Source organism: Paenibacillus sp. LK1 (assembly GCF_002750415.1).
Lineage (GTDB): Bacteria > Bacillota > Bacilli > Paenibacillales > Paenibacillaceae > Paenibacillus > Paenibacillus taichungensis.
Genome location: NZ_PEII01000003.1, coordinates 326,907 through 343,702 on the forward strand (window position 1 = coordinate 326,907; position 16,796 = coordinate 343,702).

General features: G+C 45.7%; 14 protein-coding genes. 1 reads left to right on the forward strand and 13 read right to left on the reverse strand.

The genetic code is table 11. The annotated features are described in order from the left end of the window. Positions 1-165 precede the first annotated feature (165 nt). Positions 166-1,203: a LacI family DNA-binding transcriptional regulator gene (locus tag CS562_RS08430; RefSeq protein WP_076289988.1), complete on the forward strand. Its 1,038-nt coding sequence runs from the start codon at positions 166-168 to the stop codon at positions 1,201-1,203. A 111-nt stretch (positions 1,204-1,314) separates the two neighbouring features. Here CS562_RS08430 and CS562_RS08435 read toward each other — a convergent pair whose 3' ends face one another. The 13 genes from CS562_RS08435 to CS562_RS08495 form a co-directional block, all read right to left on the reverse strand. Then, positions 1,315-2,493, reverse strand: coding sequence for a DUF4272 domain-containing protein (locus tag CS562_RS08435; protein WP_099854947.1), 1,179 nt, complete (start codon positions 2,491-2,493; stop codon positions 1,315-1,317). A gap of 253 nt (positions 2,494-2,746) precedes the next feature. Next, positions 2,747-3,967, reverse strand: coding sequence for an RtcB family protein (locus CS562_RS08440; RefSeq protein ID WP_099854949.1), 1,221 nt, complete (start codon positions 3,965-3,967; stop codon positions 2,747-2,749). A 190-nt stretch (positions 3,968-4,157) separates the two neighbouring features. Beyond that, the gene (locus CS562_RS08445; RefSeq protein WP_257219424.1) at positions 4,158-4,580 is read right to left on the reverse strand and encodes a hypothetical protein; all 423 of its coding nucleotides are present in this window, start codon (positions 4,578-4,580) and stop codon (positions 4,158-4,160) included. A 106-nt stretch (positions 4,581-4,686) separates the two neighbouring features. Beyond that, a complete protein-coding gene (locus tag CS562_RS08450; RefSeq protein ID WP_076289992.1) occupies positions 4,687-5,124 on the reverse strand; it encodes a GNAT family N-acetyltransferase in 438 nt (145 codons plus the stop codon). 38 nt (positions 5,125-5,162) lie between these two features. Beyond that, positions 5,163-5,588 carry a GNAT family N-acetyltransferase gene (locus CS562_RS08455; RefSeq protein WP_099854950.1) on the reverse strand — a complete coding sequence of 142 codons (426 nt, stop codon included), beginning with the start codon at positions 5,586-5,588 and terminating at the stop codon, positions 5,163-5,165. Between the two features lie 21 nt (positions 5,589-5,609). Further along, the gene (locus CS562_RS08460) at positions 5,610-6,092 is read right to left on the reverse strand and encodes a GNAT family N-acetyltransferase (RefSeq protein ID WP_099854952.1); all 483 of its coding nucleotides are present in this window, start codon (positions 6,090-6,092) and stop codon (positions 5,610-5,612) included. 180 nt (positions 6,093-6,272) lie between these two features. Then, a complete protein-coding gene (locus tag CS562_RS08465; protein WP_099854954.1) occupies positions 6,273-8,345 on the reverse strand; it encodes an S-layer homology domain-containing protein in 2,073 nt (690 codons plus the stop codon). A 135-nt stretch (positions 8,346-8,480) separates the two neighbouring features. Further along, positions 8,481-11,138 (reverse strand): winged helix-turn-helix domain-containing protein, encoded by a 2,658-nt coding sequence (locus CS562_RS08470; protein ID WP_180287074.1) that lies wholly within the window; start codon positions 11,136-11,138, stop codon positions 8,481-8,483. Between the two features lie 189 nt (positions 11,139-11,327). After that, on the reverse strand, positions 11,328-11,915 hold the full coding sequence (pgsA, locus tag CS562_RS08475; protein WP_099854958.1) for a CDP-diacylglycerol--glycerol-3-phosphate 3-phosphatidyltransferase: 588 nt from the start codon (positions 11,913-11,915) through the stop codon (positions 11,328-11,330). A 158-nt stretch (positions 11,916-12,073) separates the two neighbouring features. Next, positions 12,074-13,999: an ABC transporter permease gene (locus CS562_RS08480; RefSeq protein WP_099854960.1), complete on the reverse strand. Its 1,926-nt coding sequence runs from the start codon at positions 13,997-13,999 to the stop codon at positions 12,074-12,076. Further along, positions 13,996-14,751 carry an ABC transporter ATP-binding protein gene (locus CS562_RS08485; RefSeq protein ID WP_099854962.1) on the reverse strand — a complete coding sequence of 252 codons (756 nt, stop codon included), beginning with the start codon at positions 14,749-14,751 and terminating at the stop codon, positions 13,996-13,998. The genes CS562_RS08480 and CS562_RS08485 overlap by 4 nt, the downstream gene beginning before the upstream one ends. A gap of 100 nt (positions 14,752-14,851) precedes the next feature. After that, the gene (locus CS562_RS08490; RefSeq protein WP_076289999.1) at positions 14,852-15,856 is read right to left on the reverse strand and encodes a sensor histidine kinase; all 1,005 of its coding nucleotides are present in this window, start codon (positions 15,854-15,856) and stop codon (positions 14,852-14,854) included. Continuing rightward, positions 15,853-16,542 (reverse strand): response regulator transcription factor, encoded by a 690-nt coding sequence (locus CS562_RS08495; RefSeq protein ID WP_063564131.1) that lies wholly within the window; start codon positions 16,540-16,542, stop codon positions 15,853-15,855. Before CS562_RS08495 ends, CS562_RS08490 begins: the two co-directional genes overlap by 4 nt. Between the last annotated feature and the right edge of the window lie 254 nt (positions 16,543-16,796).

Sequence of the window (16,796 nt, forward strand, 5' to 3'; positions counted from 1 at the left end):
ATGTCCATCACCGTGGTCTATCTCCGTCGTTACATGGATGGGACACTAACATTTTAACTTCTACAGCCGTTATTAGATTAAGAGAAATACATCATGATATACTAGAAACAGCTTTATTGCACAATGTAAGGAATACGGCAGAACTACGAGTGTAAGGATGGTATGATGAAGACGAAGGTAACAATTCAGGAAATTGCACATTTTACAGGTCTGTCGAAATTTGCGGTCTCACGAGCACTGTCCGGAAAATCAGGTGTTAGTGAGCAGACACGGGACGTTATTCTTAAGGCCGCTGGCAAACTTGGATATTTCAAAGATAACAGCATGTTGTCTGGTGATATGTATAGCAGCAATGAACTTCAGGACCCGCAAAACACGCGGTGGAGTGGCACCATTTTGATTTTGTTTCCTAATGTTCGTTATCAGAATCAGGAATCCGTATACTGGGGGCCTGTCTTTAACGGGATATCCTCCAGACTGAACCAGAAAAGCATCAATATTCTTACTCTGACAGAGCCTTCGGCGGATCAACTATTCACATTGCTGAATCCGGATGCCATTCGGGGCATTATTACGGTTGGCTCCATCTCAACACCCATTCTTCTTGAAATTAAACGTCTGGGCATTCCTGTTGTCATGGTGGATCACCTCGACCCTGTCTTTCACAGTGACAGTATTTTCACAGACAATTTTGCTTCCATGCGTGACATTATGCTCTACCTTCTACGCAAGGGATTCAAGCGGTTTCAGTTTGTTGGAAACACCAGTGACGCTCACAGCTTCTATGAACGATGGGTCGCCTATACTTCCGTATTGATGGGTCATGGATTGGAAATGAATCAGATCCCCGAACTAAGCAGCCCGGATGTGGATGATTTTCACAAGACGTTCACTTCGGTCATTCATGAGGGGAATTTGCCTGAGGTTTTTGTCTGTGCCAATGACTTCTATGCGTTATACACCATCGAGGCTCTGGAGAGCATAGGGATTAGTGTACCCGATCAGTGCGTAGTCACCGGTTTCGATAATGTGTATGATAATATCCCTGTACTCGCCACAGTTAATGTGAACAAGGAACTGCTTGGTGCACGTGCGGTCGACCAGATGTTATGGCGAATTGTGAACCCGGAGAGTAATGTAGAGAAAAAGCTGATTCTTGCTGATGTGATGATTCGGGAACAGTATGGAAGACATAGCGGATAAAAGATAAGGTACCCATAGACAGCAAAACACCCCCATAACCAGTATTCGACTGGCTTGGGGGTATTTGAATTTGAATGCCATATAAAAAATAGTTGATGTTAAAAGTCCATTCTACGTATCTGTCCGTACATCATCCCAATCTTGATCCAGATAACAGATCAACCAATTGAGCGCACGGTGACGTTCGTAGGCCACTCCGCCATTCAGACCCCCAGGAGGTGTTTGCTCCTTCACACGACTGTCTACACACACCCAGTTGTACCGGTAGATTAGATCAGCTGCATCCAAAATCTCGCCTTTGGAGCGAAATTGTGCCCCGGCTACAAAGGCTTCAACATCGTCACATTGCTGCAAATATCCTACATCTTGTCCTACGTTACAAAGATTTACCGGTGCTCCAAGTTCCTTGACGTAGCCAAGCGCCCATAACATCACATGATAAGCCTCATATCCCCATGAAAAGGAGATAACCTCCTGATGCTCTGCCCCATGTTGCTCCACAAATCTTCTCTCCACAGGTGAAAAGAATGAAGCTGCATCATACTTGTCGATTACTTCCTGGACCAGCGCTGTTGTATCTTCTGCGCTCTCCCCCGCTCCAAGGCATTCACCTTTGAGAGCTGCAATACAAAGGGCTACCGCGCGCTCTGCAACTTGTTCCACACTACGGATCGTAGTATGCTCATCCCCCGCTCTTGCAGGCAAATGAACATTGAATGGGATTCCTTGCTCGTTTAGAAGCTGCTCGGAGCGCTCTTTGCGCAGCATTGCAGATTCCGACGGGGGTCTGACATCATCCAGAAAACTGGTGTGCGCTGTCACTTTGTAATCCTCTACTTCGGATTCTCCGTTGACATCCAACAGCAGCTGACCTTGCGCATTCAGCAAGGAGCCACCTCCCCAGAAAATGACTGCATCCAGGGCATCGGCCAGATGTAATAATTCATTAAAGAATTCTTCGGAAATGTCCTCTTCCGTCTCGATGCCAACAACCATATTCAGTGTAGAGCATTTAATCAGTACCTTTTCCTGCAGCGAAGCATTCTTTCCCTCAATTTGACTCAGAAACCCCAGCATCCCCTGAATCATAGCCGTAAATTCTTCAGGGTGGGTCTGGCTCGTCATGATATTGAAGCCCTTTGTCTTCTTACTAAATAACTTCTTGCGTGTAACTTGAATATGGGTTTTGTCTTCCTTACGTTCAATTGTATCCTGAGGGTATATGGATTGAATTATTTCGAACAACTGATCTAGGTCAAACTGCGAGCTGTATATCGCACAATTTCTCATGAGGTTCACCTTCTTCTTTCTATATAAATTCAACTAATAAATATTTACACTGGCACTCCGATGACAGAACAACCTTCCGATCGCTGTTATCCCCAGATTTTGTTGATTCCCTTCTCCAAAGGGAAAAATCCGGGGATAAAGGCGAGGTCTATGCTTCCGATGCAGCTTTCTTTCAGAAAGCTTTTAGCTTCGCTTCTTCAAGTTATTTCTGTCCTCTCCGTTGTTGTATAAATGTTGAGTTGAACATATCTAACTAGTCTTTATACGGGTCGAATTCGTTGCCCCCGGCCATCGCGACACCTACGGGGCGAAGGGTATGGTTGATTTTCAAGGTATGCGCATGCGCATTCAGCACATCCTGCAGTTTCTTGTACACAAAAGGACTTTCATCCGTCCCTGCACCCCGAAGCTCCACACCATATGCACGAATCGCCACTCGCATCTGTTCCTCGCTGATCTCGCCGCCCATGCGTGTGCGCAGCTTGTAATTCATTTTGCCAGCCGCTTGGGTTCGGCTCATAATCCGACCTGCACCATGCACGGTGCTGCGGAAAGACTCTGTATTCTCTTCGCTGTGGATTCCTTCCACAATTACCGAGATATCTCCCATGCTTCCGCCCACAAAACCGAGCTGGCCCGGTGCCAGCGGCGTTGCTCCTTTGCGGACCACCACCACTTCTTCGCCCATATGCTGTTCTTTCCAGGCAAAGTTATGATGGTTATGAACCGAATACTCTGCGCTCGCCCCAAGAATGCCGAGCACCTGTTCAATCACATAATCTCGCCCTGCGTATGCATACCGGCCGGCCAAAGTCATCCCGTCCCAATACATATCACCCATTTCACTCTTGAGGTCAAACAGTGTTGGTGGTTGGTCCATCGATTCTCCCGGCGCTTTGCCACTAAATGCACGTCCTGCAGCCAGGTTCAGGAAACCACTGGCGACCTTATGCCCAAAGCCACGGCTGCCAAAGTGGTTTGCAATCCATACTTTACCCGTCGCCTCTTCCACAAAAATGTCGACAAAGTGATTGCCACTACCTACCGTCCCGAGCTGGTTGCGTGCGAGTGTCTTCAACTTGTGCTGTAGCCCATGCTCAATGGAATCAAACAGCTTCCAGCTGGCATCATCGAACAACTCATGCTCCACAGGATTTGGATTGTTGCGTCCTACACCGAAGGATATAGTTGCATTAATGTCATCCATAATGACAGCAATCTGATTCCGGATATCATCCCACATCAGGTTGGTGCGCACAGCCTTGTTGCCGCAGGCAATATCATATCCAACCCCTGACGGACTGATCATGTTCCGGTAGGCAACCACGCCCCCGATGGGCTGTGAATATCCTTTGTGATGGTCTGCCATTAGAGCCACGCCCAGTACATCTCCATACTGCGAGCAAGTCACCGCCTGACTTACCGCATTCTCCAGCGGCTCCCCCCAGACTTTAATGTTATCTACGATACGCATGATCTGGTTAACCTCCTTTTGTCTTCACTACAACTTTAATGAAATATATACGTCCCTGCCCATAACTTTCTTTATTTTACCAAAGAGAGATCCTTCCCGAAACTATACATTCCTTCAGTTCAAGGTTATCCGTATAAAGTAAGTAAAAAAAAAGAGCGCTAGGCTCTCTTTTACATGATCGGGCCCTATTTTATTTCTTACTGATCTTAAACTTGAACTCCCACGTCGCTGTGTTACCCGAATAACGGCCTCTGTTCTCCGTCACGACAACCGATAGAGTCTTGTTGGTTGATTTGGAAATGGAGGAAACCTTAACGTTCATACTTTTGCTTCCCAGATCAGGAATTTTGTCCTGCTCTTCGGCATTCGCTTGTAATTTAAGCGTATCTGTAGGTTTCAGATTCAACGTGACCGACGAACCCTCCTCCAGGCTCTTGCCGTTCACACTTGCCCCAATGGCCCATTCATTACCAACGGAATTGTTTTCCACCAGTTCTGCACTGACAAGCGTCACGGTTACTTTAACCGTCTTGGCAGCGGCATAGGATGTTGGGGAACATACAGCGAATACCAAACTCAGAATCATCAAGACATTAGCCCATTTTTTGAACACGAGAGTGCCTCCCTCATATCAGTTCATTTATTTCAAGACTATGCCTTATTCGCCCTGCTCCTTAAGTAGTCCTTCTACCGATTAGACATTTTCCGTGCTATATTGATTAATTAAAATGCTTCCGATAACCCTGAACCTTCTCATCTTTAAAGCCCAGCTTTTCATAAAAAATGTGAGCCTCTTTGCGCTGATCGCCAGACACCAGAATCATGTATTCACATCCAAGATCTCTCGCAATGTGCTCAATCTGAAGCATAAGCTTCTGACCAATTCCTTGTCTGCGTACCTGATCGGATACAATCACATTCTCCACAACCATGAAGGGATTGCACTGACCCGCCAGATCCATACATTCAATACCCATAACTGATCCGGCCAGTTCGCCATTGTAAAATGCACCGAGTACATGGTAGTGTCCATTTTGCTGGATATAGTGAAACATCTTCTGCATCTGTTGTTCATTAGTCGGTGTACCCATCAATTCGTTGTATAACTGACTTAGCGCCGGTAGATCCTCAAGTTCGATTGCTTTAATGGTAACCATAATAATCCTCCTGATTTGTCCTATTTCGCATACATTGCTTAAGTTAGGTCCTTCTTAAAATAATGATGACTGTGTCCGGTCGGTGCATTGTCGATCGTTGTGATCAATTGGTAGCCATGCTTCTTGTAAAATTCCGGTGCTTGATATGAGAATGTGTTCAACATGACAAAATCACAAGATTTCTCTCGCGCAATTCGCTCAACTTCAAGCAACAACCGAGAACCATATCCCCGATGCCGTTGTTCAGAATTCACCCAAAGTATATCAACCTCCAGCCAGTTCCAGCAAAGTGTAGTAAGCACACCTGCAACAATCTCGCCGATCTCATTTTTGATATTGAAATTCAGTTCTTCGTAACGATGCCTTAATTCCTCGCTCACATGCGCAGCATTATATGCGATAAGTTGCTGGCGAACATATTCTGAATCCTCCGGAGTACTTGGATAGATATTGATTTGGGTCATCATCTTCTCCCTTTCTCGTTCTTACTTCGTAGTAAATATCTGAATAGGACCATCCCAGTCAGGTTCTCTAAGCTCTTGGTATTTATTATCGGTGAAGCGTGCAATGACCTTACGCCAGAAAATCTGAGCAGGCTCATTCGTCTCCATCTCCGCTACTTTCCATGTTCCGGGAAAAAGATTGAACACATGAATGGCGGCTTGCGCACCCACTCCCAGCTTTCTGTATTTTTTCATTACAAAAAACTCTGCCATTTCGTATACACTCGTCCCCTGTTCACTCTCAATTTCACGAATCAGTGCGAATCCCGCCAATTGTCCTTCTACTCGAAACAAAAAAGGATGTCTGCCCGCTTCTGTCCAATAATGGTCCAGGTACACATACTCATATAACCCGTTTTCGTTAACATCTTCCGGGTCATACTCACTAAAATCGTATTTGTACAATTCCATCAGATTGCGCAAAGTTGATTTCTGTTGGTACTCCGCTTGATGAATCGATAACATGAGATTATTTCCTTCTTTCCAGTTGATCATCGTTTGACGATGTCACTCGAAGCCACATTCGTTTCTTGCATATTTTAACATGAACTTATCTCCTACAAAATAAAAACAACGCACCTTCCATATAGGGAAGGCACGTTAGTTTAACTTACTATAGTCCACTTATACCTGATGTAGAATACTCTATTCTAATTCTCTTAGATCAACGTACACGTGACCTATAGCCATTTTGCCCAGTGGGTCCGTAGCCTTCACCTCAATCCGAATAGGCTCAATACTCGTCCCCAGTGCTCTAACATATAATTTCTGTCCAACCATTCTGACATCTGCCAATTGTGGATCAGGTGAGTCAGCCATAAGTTTGAGGCTTGACCTAGCGTCATCTTCATCCTCAAACATGAAGGACAGGTCGATCTCAATCTCATCTCCATTAACATAAGCGGTATTACCCGCAGGTGCCTCCACCAGCACGGGGGGAGCATCATCAAAATCATACATGTACACACGTTGCAGCAACGTGTGATGCAGTGTGAAATCAGGCTCTTCTCTCAGGGATATGGAATTGTTGCTCACATCCAAGTATTGCAGATCAGACAGTTCAGCAATTCCAATGGGTAAATGAACAAGCTCATTACTGTTCATATCAAGTTCCTGTAAGGAATGTAGTCCGCTAACATCCACTAAAGCCAGTCGATTATTCGCGAGATTCAGATACTCCAGCTGATCCAGTTCCGTAACATTGATCTCCGTCAGTTGGTTACCGGATAAATCCAGCCAATTCAAGCGATCGAATCCAGAGGCATCCGCCTTGCTTATGTCGTTTCCGGACAGATCTATTTCGGTTATATTCAACCCCTTGAATATCTCGACTCCTGTCAGATCGGAAATGCCTGCATTCCTCGCATATAATCCCCCGTTCGTCTGAACGAGAGCTTCCGCCAATTCATCTTTGGTCAGCGGATCATCCACATCCTTTTGCAACCAATATGCAATGGCTCCAGCCAAATGTGGATCAGGAAATTGTCGACTTATCGTATTGGCCAGTACCTTAACTTTGAGTTTCGCCGTGACACTTGCGCCCTGATCATCGACAGCTTTGATCGTCAGCGTTATTTCACCAACAGCCTGTGGTACAAGTCGAATTACTTGGCCCACCACACTGGAGGAAACGATGGTTTCATCTCCTGCTATGACACTGAACTGCAATTCATCACCATCTGGATCACTAAAATAAGAGGAGGCTTGCCAGTCCAGTGAGGCGTGATCCAATGTAATTTCCTGATCAGGCAAACCGCCACTAACGATCACTGGAGCCCTGTTTCCCGTACCTGGATTGGACGGAGTGGAAGGATTCGTCGGAGTTGTTGGTGCAGATCCACTTCCTCCACCCGAACTTCCATTTCCACTTCCTGGCGTCGCCTCGGAATTACCGTTTGTGTTTCCTTTACCGTTTCCTGCGTCATTGCCGCCTGAAGTTGTACCCTGCACCTCAGTTACCTTTCCTGGTTCATTAGCATTGGATTCCGGATTGGCGCCCCCTGGACTCGCAGCTTCTTCAAGCGCTTTAATCACTTCAGTTGTGCGTAGTGCGATCACGGCCATTTCCTGTCTGGAAGTGGAGCGCTTCGGAGCAAAGTTTCCATTGTCCCCTTTCAAAATCCCCAATTCAACGGCCTGTTGTACACTTGGCAAAGCCCAGGTACTGATGCTGGACGTGTCCTTAAATGACAACTCTTTGGTCAGTTGTAACGCTTCATCATATCCCTTACTCTTGAGCATTCGTATAATCGTCGTTGCCAGCTCTTCCCTTGTCACCAGACCGCCTGGACGAAACGTATCATCCGGATAACCATTCATAATTCCGGCTAATTTGAGAGCATGAATATAGGATCCATTCTCAACGTTACTATCCAGATCTTTAAATAACAGATCTGGAAGCTGAGCTGACGACAACATGTTCATTTCCATTAGTTGTGCCAGTGTGTACGCAAGGTCCCCTCTTGTCAACGTTGCGCTCGGGTTGAAGTTCCCTGCTTCGTCCGCCAGAATCATCTGTTGCTCAGCAGCTCTTTCAATGGCTTGCCTTGCCCACGGTGCTGCCTGATGCAAGTCACGAATACTTACTGCATCGGTCGCTGCGCTCACTGTTCCGGGAACAGTAATGACTGATAAAGACAGAAGAGCCGCCAAATAAGGCGAGACCCTACGGTTCTTATTTTTAGAACAAAATTTTTGTTTGGATATACGTGTTGTCATCACTTAATGTTACCTCCTACATGAACATAACCCTGGAGTCAGCAAAGACTCGTCAGCGTTATTTGATTATTTTCATTGTAGGAGAGACTATAGTTGGAAAACAGTCTACAAAAGAGTAGACAGCGTTTCAGCTCATCATAACAATCCCCGCTGCTCAGCAATTTGTACAGCATGAGTGCGACTGCTCGCACCCAGCTTCGCGAACACTCGGCGAATGTGTGTATTAACAGTGCCGGGTGAGATACCAAACTCGACAGCAATCTGTTTGCTGGTCAGGCCCTCAGCGATATAACCGAATATTTTTTGCTCCATCGGGCTGAGCCCCACTTCCTTCGTATCCAGGTTTGCCTCCCCTACAGAGGAGAGGCCCCTTGCCCGTTTGTCTCTTGCGAATGCCGATAATAACTGCTTCACATAAGCCATTTTCACACCATCATCCTGTATCGCCTTCGTACGGCGTAAATACAGGTAGTCCTGCAACAACCGCCTAATCTGCTCACCTTCTGCAACGAATGAACGTATATATCCTTCCGGTCCCCCCAACACCAAGGCACGGGATAATGCTGCAACACTGGCATCTGTGAATCCTTGCTTTTGCAGCATGATGGATTCCAGCAGAGCACACTCTACCTGTTCAGTCAGCCAATCCCGTTCTTCAGCCTGGTTACGGATTCGTCTCAGTTCCTCTTGTGCAAAATCATACTGCTCAAGGACAATCATCGCACGTATGCGAACCATGGAATGGAAGATTTGATCACAGCTGGTCTCAGCTGCCATACTGCCTTCGCCTGCTGGTTTAACCAGAATGGTTTGAGCCGATTCCAAGGGACTCACTTCAAGCAAAATTCGATGTTGATGTGCTTCCAGTGCTGGCTGCCAGTAGTCCATGTCCTTCACAGATAACAATCCTGTGACCTGTTGAAGCAGCTTCATGCCTTCCTCGGGTCGACCCAATGTAAGTTCAAGTCTGGCTTTGAGTACATACGCAGGAACGAGCAGCGCAGCTACCTTGATCTGCAAAGCCACTTCAAGGGCTCGATCTGCATAACTTACCGCTTCTGATAACCGATCCTGTTCCATTAAAATTTCACCATATCCGACACCATAGTAGGACGTTACATAGGCATGTTCAGCTAACCAACGTTCCGTAATCGCCCCAAAGCAAGCTTCCGCACGCCGTAAATAGCCATTAACGCCATGAAAGCTGCGTAGGCGCATGCTCTCTCTCCGATCATAATCCATATACTGAAAGGCGATATCATCGGGATATCCCTGATCGATATAGGACACCAAATAATGAGCGAGCCCATCCAAATCTCTGTTCAGATAAGCCATGTAGGCTCGCATCACACAAATGACTTGCAGCAAATACCCGATAATCTCAGGTTCAAGCTGCCCTTGAAGATGCACCCGGATGACGTGTTCCAGTTCATCAAGCTGCTTCACCATCTGTCCATAAGGCATTTCGCGCGCGACTAGAAACAGGTAGGACATATATAACTTCGGACGTGCTTTCACGATCTCCAGTGGCAAAACATCGAAGTATCGCCGGAGCGTCCACCACTCTCCCATAATAAAGTGGGCAAACAGCTCTTCCAGCAGTCGGGCTGCATCCTGCATGTGCTGTCCAATAATATAATGATCCAGTGCTTCAGCCGGGTACCCTTGCTGCTCATACCAAAGTGCAGCAAGGGCATGTAAATCATTCACCTGTTCTGTGCCATAACGAGCCAGCTCACGCTTTAGAAATGCAGAGAACAAATGATGATACCGATACCAGTGCCTTTCCCGATCCAGTGGAACAAGGAAGAGATGTTCCTTTTCCAGCTGCCTTAACAAGTGCGGAGCTTCCTGCATATCACTTAATACCTGACACAAACTGTTGTTCATTCTTCTAGTGATCGCTGTCCGGAGCAGAAATTGCTGCATTTCGGGTGACTGACGCTGAAACACCTCTTCAAGCAGGTAATCCGAAATTGTCCTCTCCCCAGGCTGCCCGTGATCTTCACGAGACAGGGAAGTGGATGGACTGACCAACGAGTCTGCACCCCATGCGTGAGATAAAGCTAGCAGCTTCAATCCGGCAGCCCATCCCTCCGTCTGCTGTACCCAACAACGCGCATCCTCCCCCGCAATATCCAATTGCATAATCTCCTGGCAAAATTCAATGCCCTCCTCTGTCGTAAACGCCAGTTCCTGAAGCGTGAAGTGCTTCAATTCACCTCTCAGACGCAGCTTCTCAAGCTTGAATGGAGGATAGGTGCGACTTGACAGTACCAGATGAATGGACAGGGGAAGATTTTCGATAAAGTATTGCATCTGCTCATGAATCTCAGGCTGAGTTACTGCATGATAGTCATCCAGAATAAGCAGTGCCTGTTGATTGGCCTGGGCAACACGGTTCAACAATAATATTAAAGCTGACCTTGGATCTATCGGATACCGTTGCAAAAAGTGTGGCAGAACATCTCCGCAGAGCCCCTCTCTCACTCGATCCAATGCATGAATAATGTAGAGCCAAAACTGAAGTGGGTCCTGATCTTTATCATCCAGGCAGACACTGGCCGCATGTACTGCTTCATTTCTCACCCAGCTGCCTAGAAGTGTGGATTTCCCTGAACCGGCCGGGGCAGTTAACAAAGTGACTTTGGATCGAAACAATTCTTTGCGCTGCAAACTGAGCCGTGGACGGTCCATTGTATCCGCTGGCAAGGGTGGCAATTCCAGTTTGGTTGTTAAAATCATAAATTGAAGCCAGTCTCCGTGGAGATCAGCGGTATGTTCCTGTTGCATGAGATCCTCCTGAATCAGCACCATGGTGCCCGTTTTCCGATTCATTCTATGTACATTCAGATACCCTAAGTATACAAGGAACCACGGCCATGCCCCACACATTTTTGAACAAAAACAATGACAAACAAACCCTGCACATTGAATGCAGGGTATCAATTGGATTATCGAACCATTATCCGAGTGGCTCTTCTATTTTCCTGTCTGAAGCAACTTATAGTTCACTACAATATAGTTCAATCCCGATAACAGCGTAACTCCTGCCGCCAGCCACAATAAAATCACATCAACTCGCACATCTGTCAACAAACTGAACGGAACATTATTCAATAACACAGCAATGATGGCTGCCACCTGCAGCACCATTTTGAGCTTGCCATACCGGTCGGCAGCAAGTGCGATCCCCTGTTCACTCGCAATCATGCGCAGCGCCGTAATGACAATTTCACGTCCAATGATGATCACAGCAATCCATGAACCGATCAGATTCTCCTGAACCATCATAATCAGCGCAACCGAAATCAATAGTTTATCTGCCAGTGGATCAAGCAATTTCCCCAGATTGGTGATCTGATTATATTTTCGCGCCACATACCCATCCAATTTATCCGTACCCGCAGCCAGTGCAAAAATAATAACACCAATCACCAGCCCATGCTGATCCAGAAAACGAATAAGTTCACTCGACTCCTGTATCCATGACGGCAACGGGATGAAGCACAACATAAACAAAGGAATCAATGCCATTCTCGCCAGGGTAATTTTGTTAGCCAGGTTCATGGAAAACCTCCCTCTACTTCACTCCAGTATGTTGTGATTTCTCCACCGTTGAGCCATCCTCCTTTTTTTCACAAAAAAAGAAAGGGCAGACTGTATATCATACAGTTACCCCTTCTTCTGAATTCTTTACTGTATTCCTTTGTTGCTCATCCTCTGATCTACAATGATTCCTTGATCACATGTTTGTAATACCATATGGACAACAGGCCGAAGATTGAATACAACAACGTATACACAATCATGACGATTACAGTAGGTGTGGCAAGTTCGGTGCCAAAGAAGAACCAGCCTGATTTCACGGCAAAATAACTATGGCTTAGTCCCACGACAAGTGGAATGCCGAAATTAAACAACTGCTTGTACTGAATTCCGCGTAACAAATTGCCTTGCGTAAATCCAAGTTTGCGCAGAATGGTATAGTTTGATTTCTCTTCTTCGCTCTCATTCATTTGTTTGAAATAGAGGATACACCCGGATGTAATCAAGAAAGTCAGTCCCAGGAAACCAACAATGAACATGATTAGGCCCATACTGGTACGTTGATTATTTCTGAATTCAATCTGGGAGAAGCTTGGAGCTTCCAATTTCAGATCTGCAAAAATGGCATACGCATTCTCGTCTTGACTTGAATCTGTAATTTGCACACCGTAATAATCTGTCCTTTCCACCTCCTGAATTTTCGGATCAAGATCCTGCGCAAGCTCCGCATAAACCGATTCATCCACAACCGCTACTGGCGTACCTTTGTTGTAATATACGGGAAGCACGCCCTGTTTGGAGGTTCCAATCAATTGCTGGTCAATCGTTTTCTTCAACCCGTGCAGAACAATGGGACCTTCCTCCCGAATGGAAAAGAACTGCTGAATCACATTGCCGTATCCCATGAAAACGACTTCTCCTGGTTTCAGATCAATGTTATCTACCATACTGTCACTTACTACACTGCTGAACAACAGCTCTTCCATTGTGGAGTCATTCATCACCTTGTGTGCGTCAATTTCAATATACAGAGGTTGTCTGTGTTTCTCTTCATATGGAATCTGTTTGTTATCCAACTCAGCTACAAAACGATTTTTCACATCAACCTGGGCAAATGAAAAATCTTCTGGCAGACTTTCCTTGGCCTGAGCCTCTGCCGAATAATAGGAAATGTAACTGAGCGACAACATACCTATGGCGAGTGCCGATACAGTAGTAATAATAGTCAGCAGCAAGGCATTCGACTTCATGCGAAACATGATGGAGGATAACGACAATACCTCGTTAATGGAGAGGTAACCTTTTTTGCTTTTGCGAATCATATTAAAAATAAAACTGACGGAACCTTTATAGAATAGATATGTCCCCAGAATGACCGAGAACAAAATCAAAATCATGGTGTACATTAACTGCTGCATATCCAATTTCTCGACGCTGAACAGCCGTGCAGACAGGATGTAACCGAACACGATCAGAGCAATACCCAAGATGCCCATCAGAATCTGCCCCACAGATAACTTCTTTACCTGCTGCTCTGTTGTAGAAGACACCCGAAAGAGTGATAGAATACTCTGGGCTCGGATAAACGTGTAATTCATCAACATGATAAGCAGATACATGACAGCAAAGACAATCAGCGTTTGCACTAGCGCCATCGGTGAGAAGTATAGCTTCGTGATCACATCAACGCCAATAATTTTGAACAAAATCATCAATATCAGCTTGGAACCCAGAAACCCAATTAGAATACCGATTACCATAGAACCAAAGTAGAGAATGCAATTTTCCGCACTCAAGATGCCAAATATTCTCCCCTTCGTCAGTCCGATTAGCTGAAACAAACCGATCTCCTTACTGCGTCGCTTGATAAAGATCGTATTGGCATAGAGCAGAAAAATGCCCACAATAACAATCAGTAACACGGAGGATGCGCCGATCGCAGCCGCTCCTTTCGTTGATTCAGCAACCTCATCCATGGAGGGATCATACTGTAAGGTCACAAAGGAAAAATACAGGGCCACACTAAAAATCAGGGCAAAGACATAAAGATAATAATTTTTCAGGTTTTTCCTCAGATTGCGAAAGATGATGTAGTTCAGGCTCATGGCTGCACACCACCCAACACGCCCTGAGTTTTGATAACATCGTTGAAGAAAGTTTGTCGGGACTCGTCTCCTTTATTTAATTGGGTGTAGATCTGACCGTCCCGGATGAAAATCACCCTGCTGCAATAACTTGCGGCAAACGGATCATGTGTAACCATAATAATCGTAGCCTGATGCTTCCTGTTCATATCACTCATTTTGCCAAGCAGGTCCGAAGCCGATTTGGAATCGAGTGCACCCGTCGGCTCGTCAGCGAAAATAATGCTCGGATCATGCACAAACGCACGGGCGGCTGAAGTTCGCTGTTTCTGTCCACCCGAGATTTCTGATGGATATTTGTCTTTCAGCTCATATATGCCCAGCTCACGGGCGATTTGTTCGAACTTCAGGTGTGCCTCATGCTTCGGAATACTCGTAATAGAGAGCGGCAGCAATACATTTTCCTTCACCGTGAGGGTATCCAGCAAATTATATTCCTGAAAAATAAAACCGAGATAGTCTTTGCGGAACTCAGCCAGCCTTTTCTCCTTCATTCCGGTAAACTCCTGGCCTTCGATTTCAATTGTGCCCTGACTTACCCGATCGATCGAAGAAAGAACATTCAGCAGCGTCGTTTTCCCCGAACCCGAGGGCCCCATAATCCCAACAAATTCGCCTTTACTTACCCCGAGATCAATCCCCTTGAGGACTTCCTGTTTATTTAATTTGTTGCCATAGACTTTATGAATTTTTTTGGCTTCCAGTATCAACATATCCCACTCACTCCTCTTTGGTATATCTTTATCATAGGCGGGATGCTCCAATTAATCGTGCGATTCACCGAACAAAACCAAAAAGCATGTGACAATGTTGTCACACGCCTGCTAGGTGGATCATGTCATTTTTTCTCGGGAAGGTTAGCTTGACACTAGTGCCCTCTCCGGGAGCAGACTGTACTTTAACGTCTATACGAAGTGCTTGTGCCACCTGTCGGGTCAAATACAAGCCCATTCCCGTTGCCGTTCCTTCCAGTCTACCCTGAGTTGAAGTGAAGCCTTTATCAAAGATACGTGGTAAATCCTGCGCCTCGATCCCTCGTCCATAATCTTGAACAGTCAGTATGATGTGCCCATCCTGTTCCTTGCTTTCAATGACAATGTCAGAGGAATGACTATATTTCACCGCATTGCTAAGCAGCTGCCGTATGATAAAACCTAACCATTTGCTGTCGGTCAGCACCTTTGTCACATCTAATGACACGTCGAAGCCAATCCGTTTGGATATACACCATGACTTCAAAGCTCTAATCTCGCCGTTCAAAATCGGTTCAAGCTCTGTCTCTTCCACAAACAAATCATTATGCATAAATGGAATACGCTTCTGGTGAAGCTGCTGATCGAGCAGTTGGTGAATTCGCAGCCATTCATACGTCATCTGACCCTGCAGCTTGTCATCATGCATTCGCTCAATCATTAATTGCAGCGCGGTTAAGGGCGTCTTCACCTCATGAATCCAGGACAGTATCTCATCCTTTTCTTGCTCCAGCAAAATAAAATGAGAAGAGGACTCCTTCCGATAACGTTCGGTCTGGGAAGTCACGGCATCGTGCACAATCCGTTCATAAGGACTTTCAGCGATATCCAAATCCCCTGGATCATAGGTATGATCCCAGGCAGTTAATCTTTTGTAGAAACGAGTCTCTCTTGGATATCTCGCCCAGATAAAAACGATGCATACCACCACATTCAGCACGACGATATAGGATACGGATCGGAATGGAATGGATGTGTCGATATAGGCTACAAATAAAAAGATGAGCTGCATGCTTATAAGCAACACTAACCAGCTTAGCTTTTCCCGTATGTACTTACCAATCATGTTTCCGCCTCTTCTGTTGCCATGTAGCCCTGACCAACTTTCGTTTCGATATAGCCATCCAGATTTAGCGGCTCCAACTTCTTGCGAAGGCGATTCACGTTGACCGTGAGTGTGTTGTCACTCACAAAATGTTCATGATCCCACAGACTGCGAATCAGGTCTTCCCGGGTCACAATCTGATTTTTGTGCTCCACTAGCACTTTGAGAATGAACATTTCATTTTTGGTCAAAAGGACAGATTCATTGTTATAGGTAAGTGTATTTTTCACATATTCAATGGTAGCCCCACGCCATGTGCGCAGCTCAATCCGCTCTGTATTGTAGTTATATACCCTACGCAGGATCGCCTGGATCTTGGCAATCAGCACATCGAAATGGAAGGGCTTCTGGATAAAATCATCTGCGCCCAGATGCATCGACATGACCATATCCGTAGGATGATCCCGTGAGGATAAAAAGATAATCGGTACATTGGAATGGGCTCGAATCATGCGACACCAATGAAATCCGTCATACTGGGGAAGCTGAATATCAATGATGACCAGCTGTGGCTGAATGGCACTGTATTCCTGCATCACTTTGCCAAAATCCTGCACGCCATACACGTCATATGACCACTGGGATAACCGTTCTTTGATTTCACTGAATAACGATTCATCGTCTTCAATGAGCATAATTTTAAACATATACCTTCACCACGTTTCTGTTCTTCTTGGGCATTGCCCGAAGCATATTGTTTGACAATCTACGAGGGACCGTTCCAGATACGGATCGTTCTTCCGATCGCAGTTGTCCCCAAATTTCCTTTATTAGATTTATTAAATGTAGAAATTAGGTGACAAAGGCGAACGCTACCGCTTCTTCAGAATCGATTCCGTCTCTTCCACTCCGACCGCTATTAATAGATCAATACAAATTTCGAGGCAAAATAAAACCCATA

Coding starts and splice junctions, on each gene's coding strand:
- CS562_RS08430 (WP_076289988.1), top strand. CDS start 166: ATGAAGACGAAGGTAACAATTCAGGAAATTGCACATTTTACAGGTCTG.
- CS562_RS08435 (WP_099854947.1), bottom strand. CDS start 2,493: ATGAGAAATTGTGCGATATACAGCTCGCAGTTTGACCTAGATCAGTTG.
- CS562_RS08440 (WP_099854949.1), bottom strand. CDS start 3,967: ATGCGTATCGTAGATAACATTAAAGTCTGGGGGGAGCCGCTGGAGAAT.
- CS562_RS08450 (WP_076289992.1), bottom strand. CDS start 5,124: ATGGTTACCATTAAAGCAATCGAACTTGAGGATCTACCGGCGCTAAGT.
- CS562_RS08455 (WP_099854950.1), bottom strand. CDS start 5,588: ATGACCCAAATCAATATCTATCCAAGTACTCCGGAGGATTCAGAATAT.
- CS562_RS08460 (WP_099854952.1), bottom strand. CDS start 6,092: ATGTTATCGATTCATCAAGCGGAGTACCAACAGAAATCAACTTTGCGC.
- CS562_RS08465 (WP_099854954.1), bottom strand. CDS start 8,345: ATGACAACACGTATATCCAAACAAAAATTTTGTTCTAAAAATAAGAAC.
- CS562_RS08470 (WP_180287074.1), bottom strand. CDS start 11,138: ATGCAACAGGAACATACCGCTGATCTCCACGGAGACTGGCTTCAATTT.
- pgsA (WP_099854958.1), bottom strand. CDS start 11,915: ATGAACCTGGCTAACAAAATTACCCTGGCGAGAATGGCATTGATTCCT.
- CS562_RS08480 (WP_099854960.1), bottom strand. CDS start 13,999: ATGAGCCTGAACTACATCATCTTTCGCAATCTGAGGAAAAACCTGAAA.
- CS562_RS08485 (WP_099854962.1), bottom strand. CDS start 14,751: ATGTTGATACTGGAAGCCAAAAAAATTCATAAAGTCTATGGCAACAAA.
- CS562_RS08490 (WP_076289999.1), bottom strand. CDS start 15,856: ATGATTGGTAAGTACATACGGGAAAAGCTAAGCTGGTTAGTGTTGCTT.
- CS562_RS08495 (WP_063564131.1), bottom strand. CDS start 16,542: ATGTTTAAAATTATGCTCATTGAAGACGATGAATCGTTATTCAGTGAA.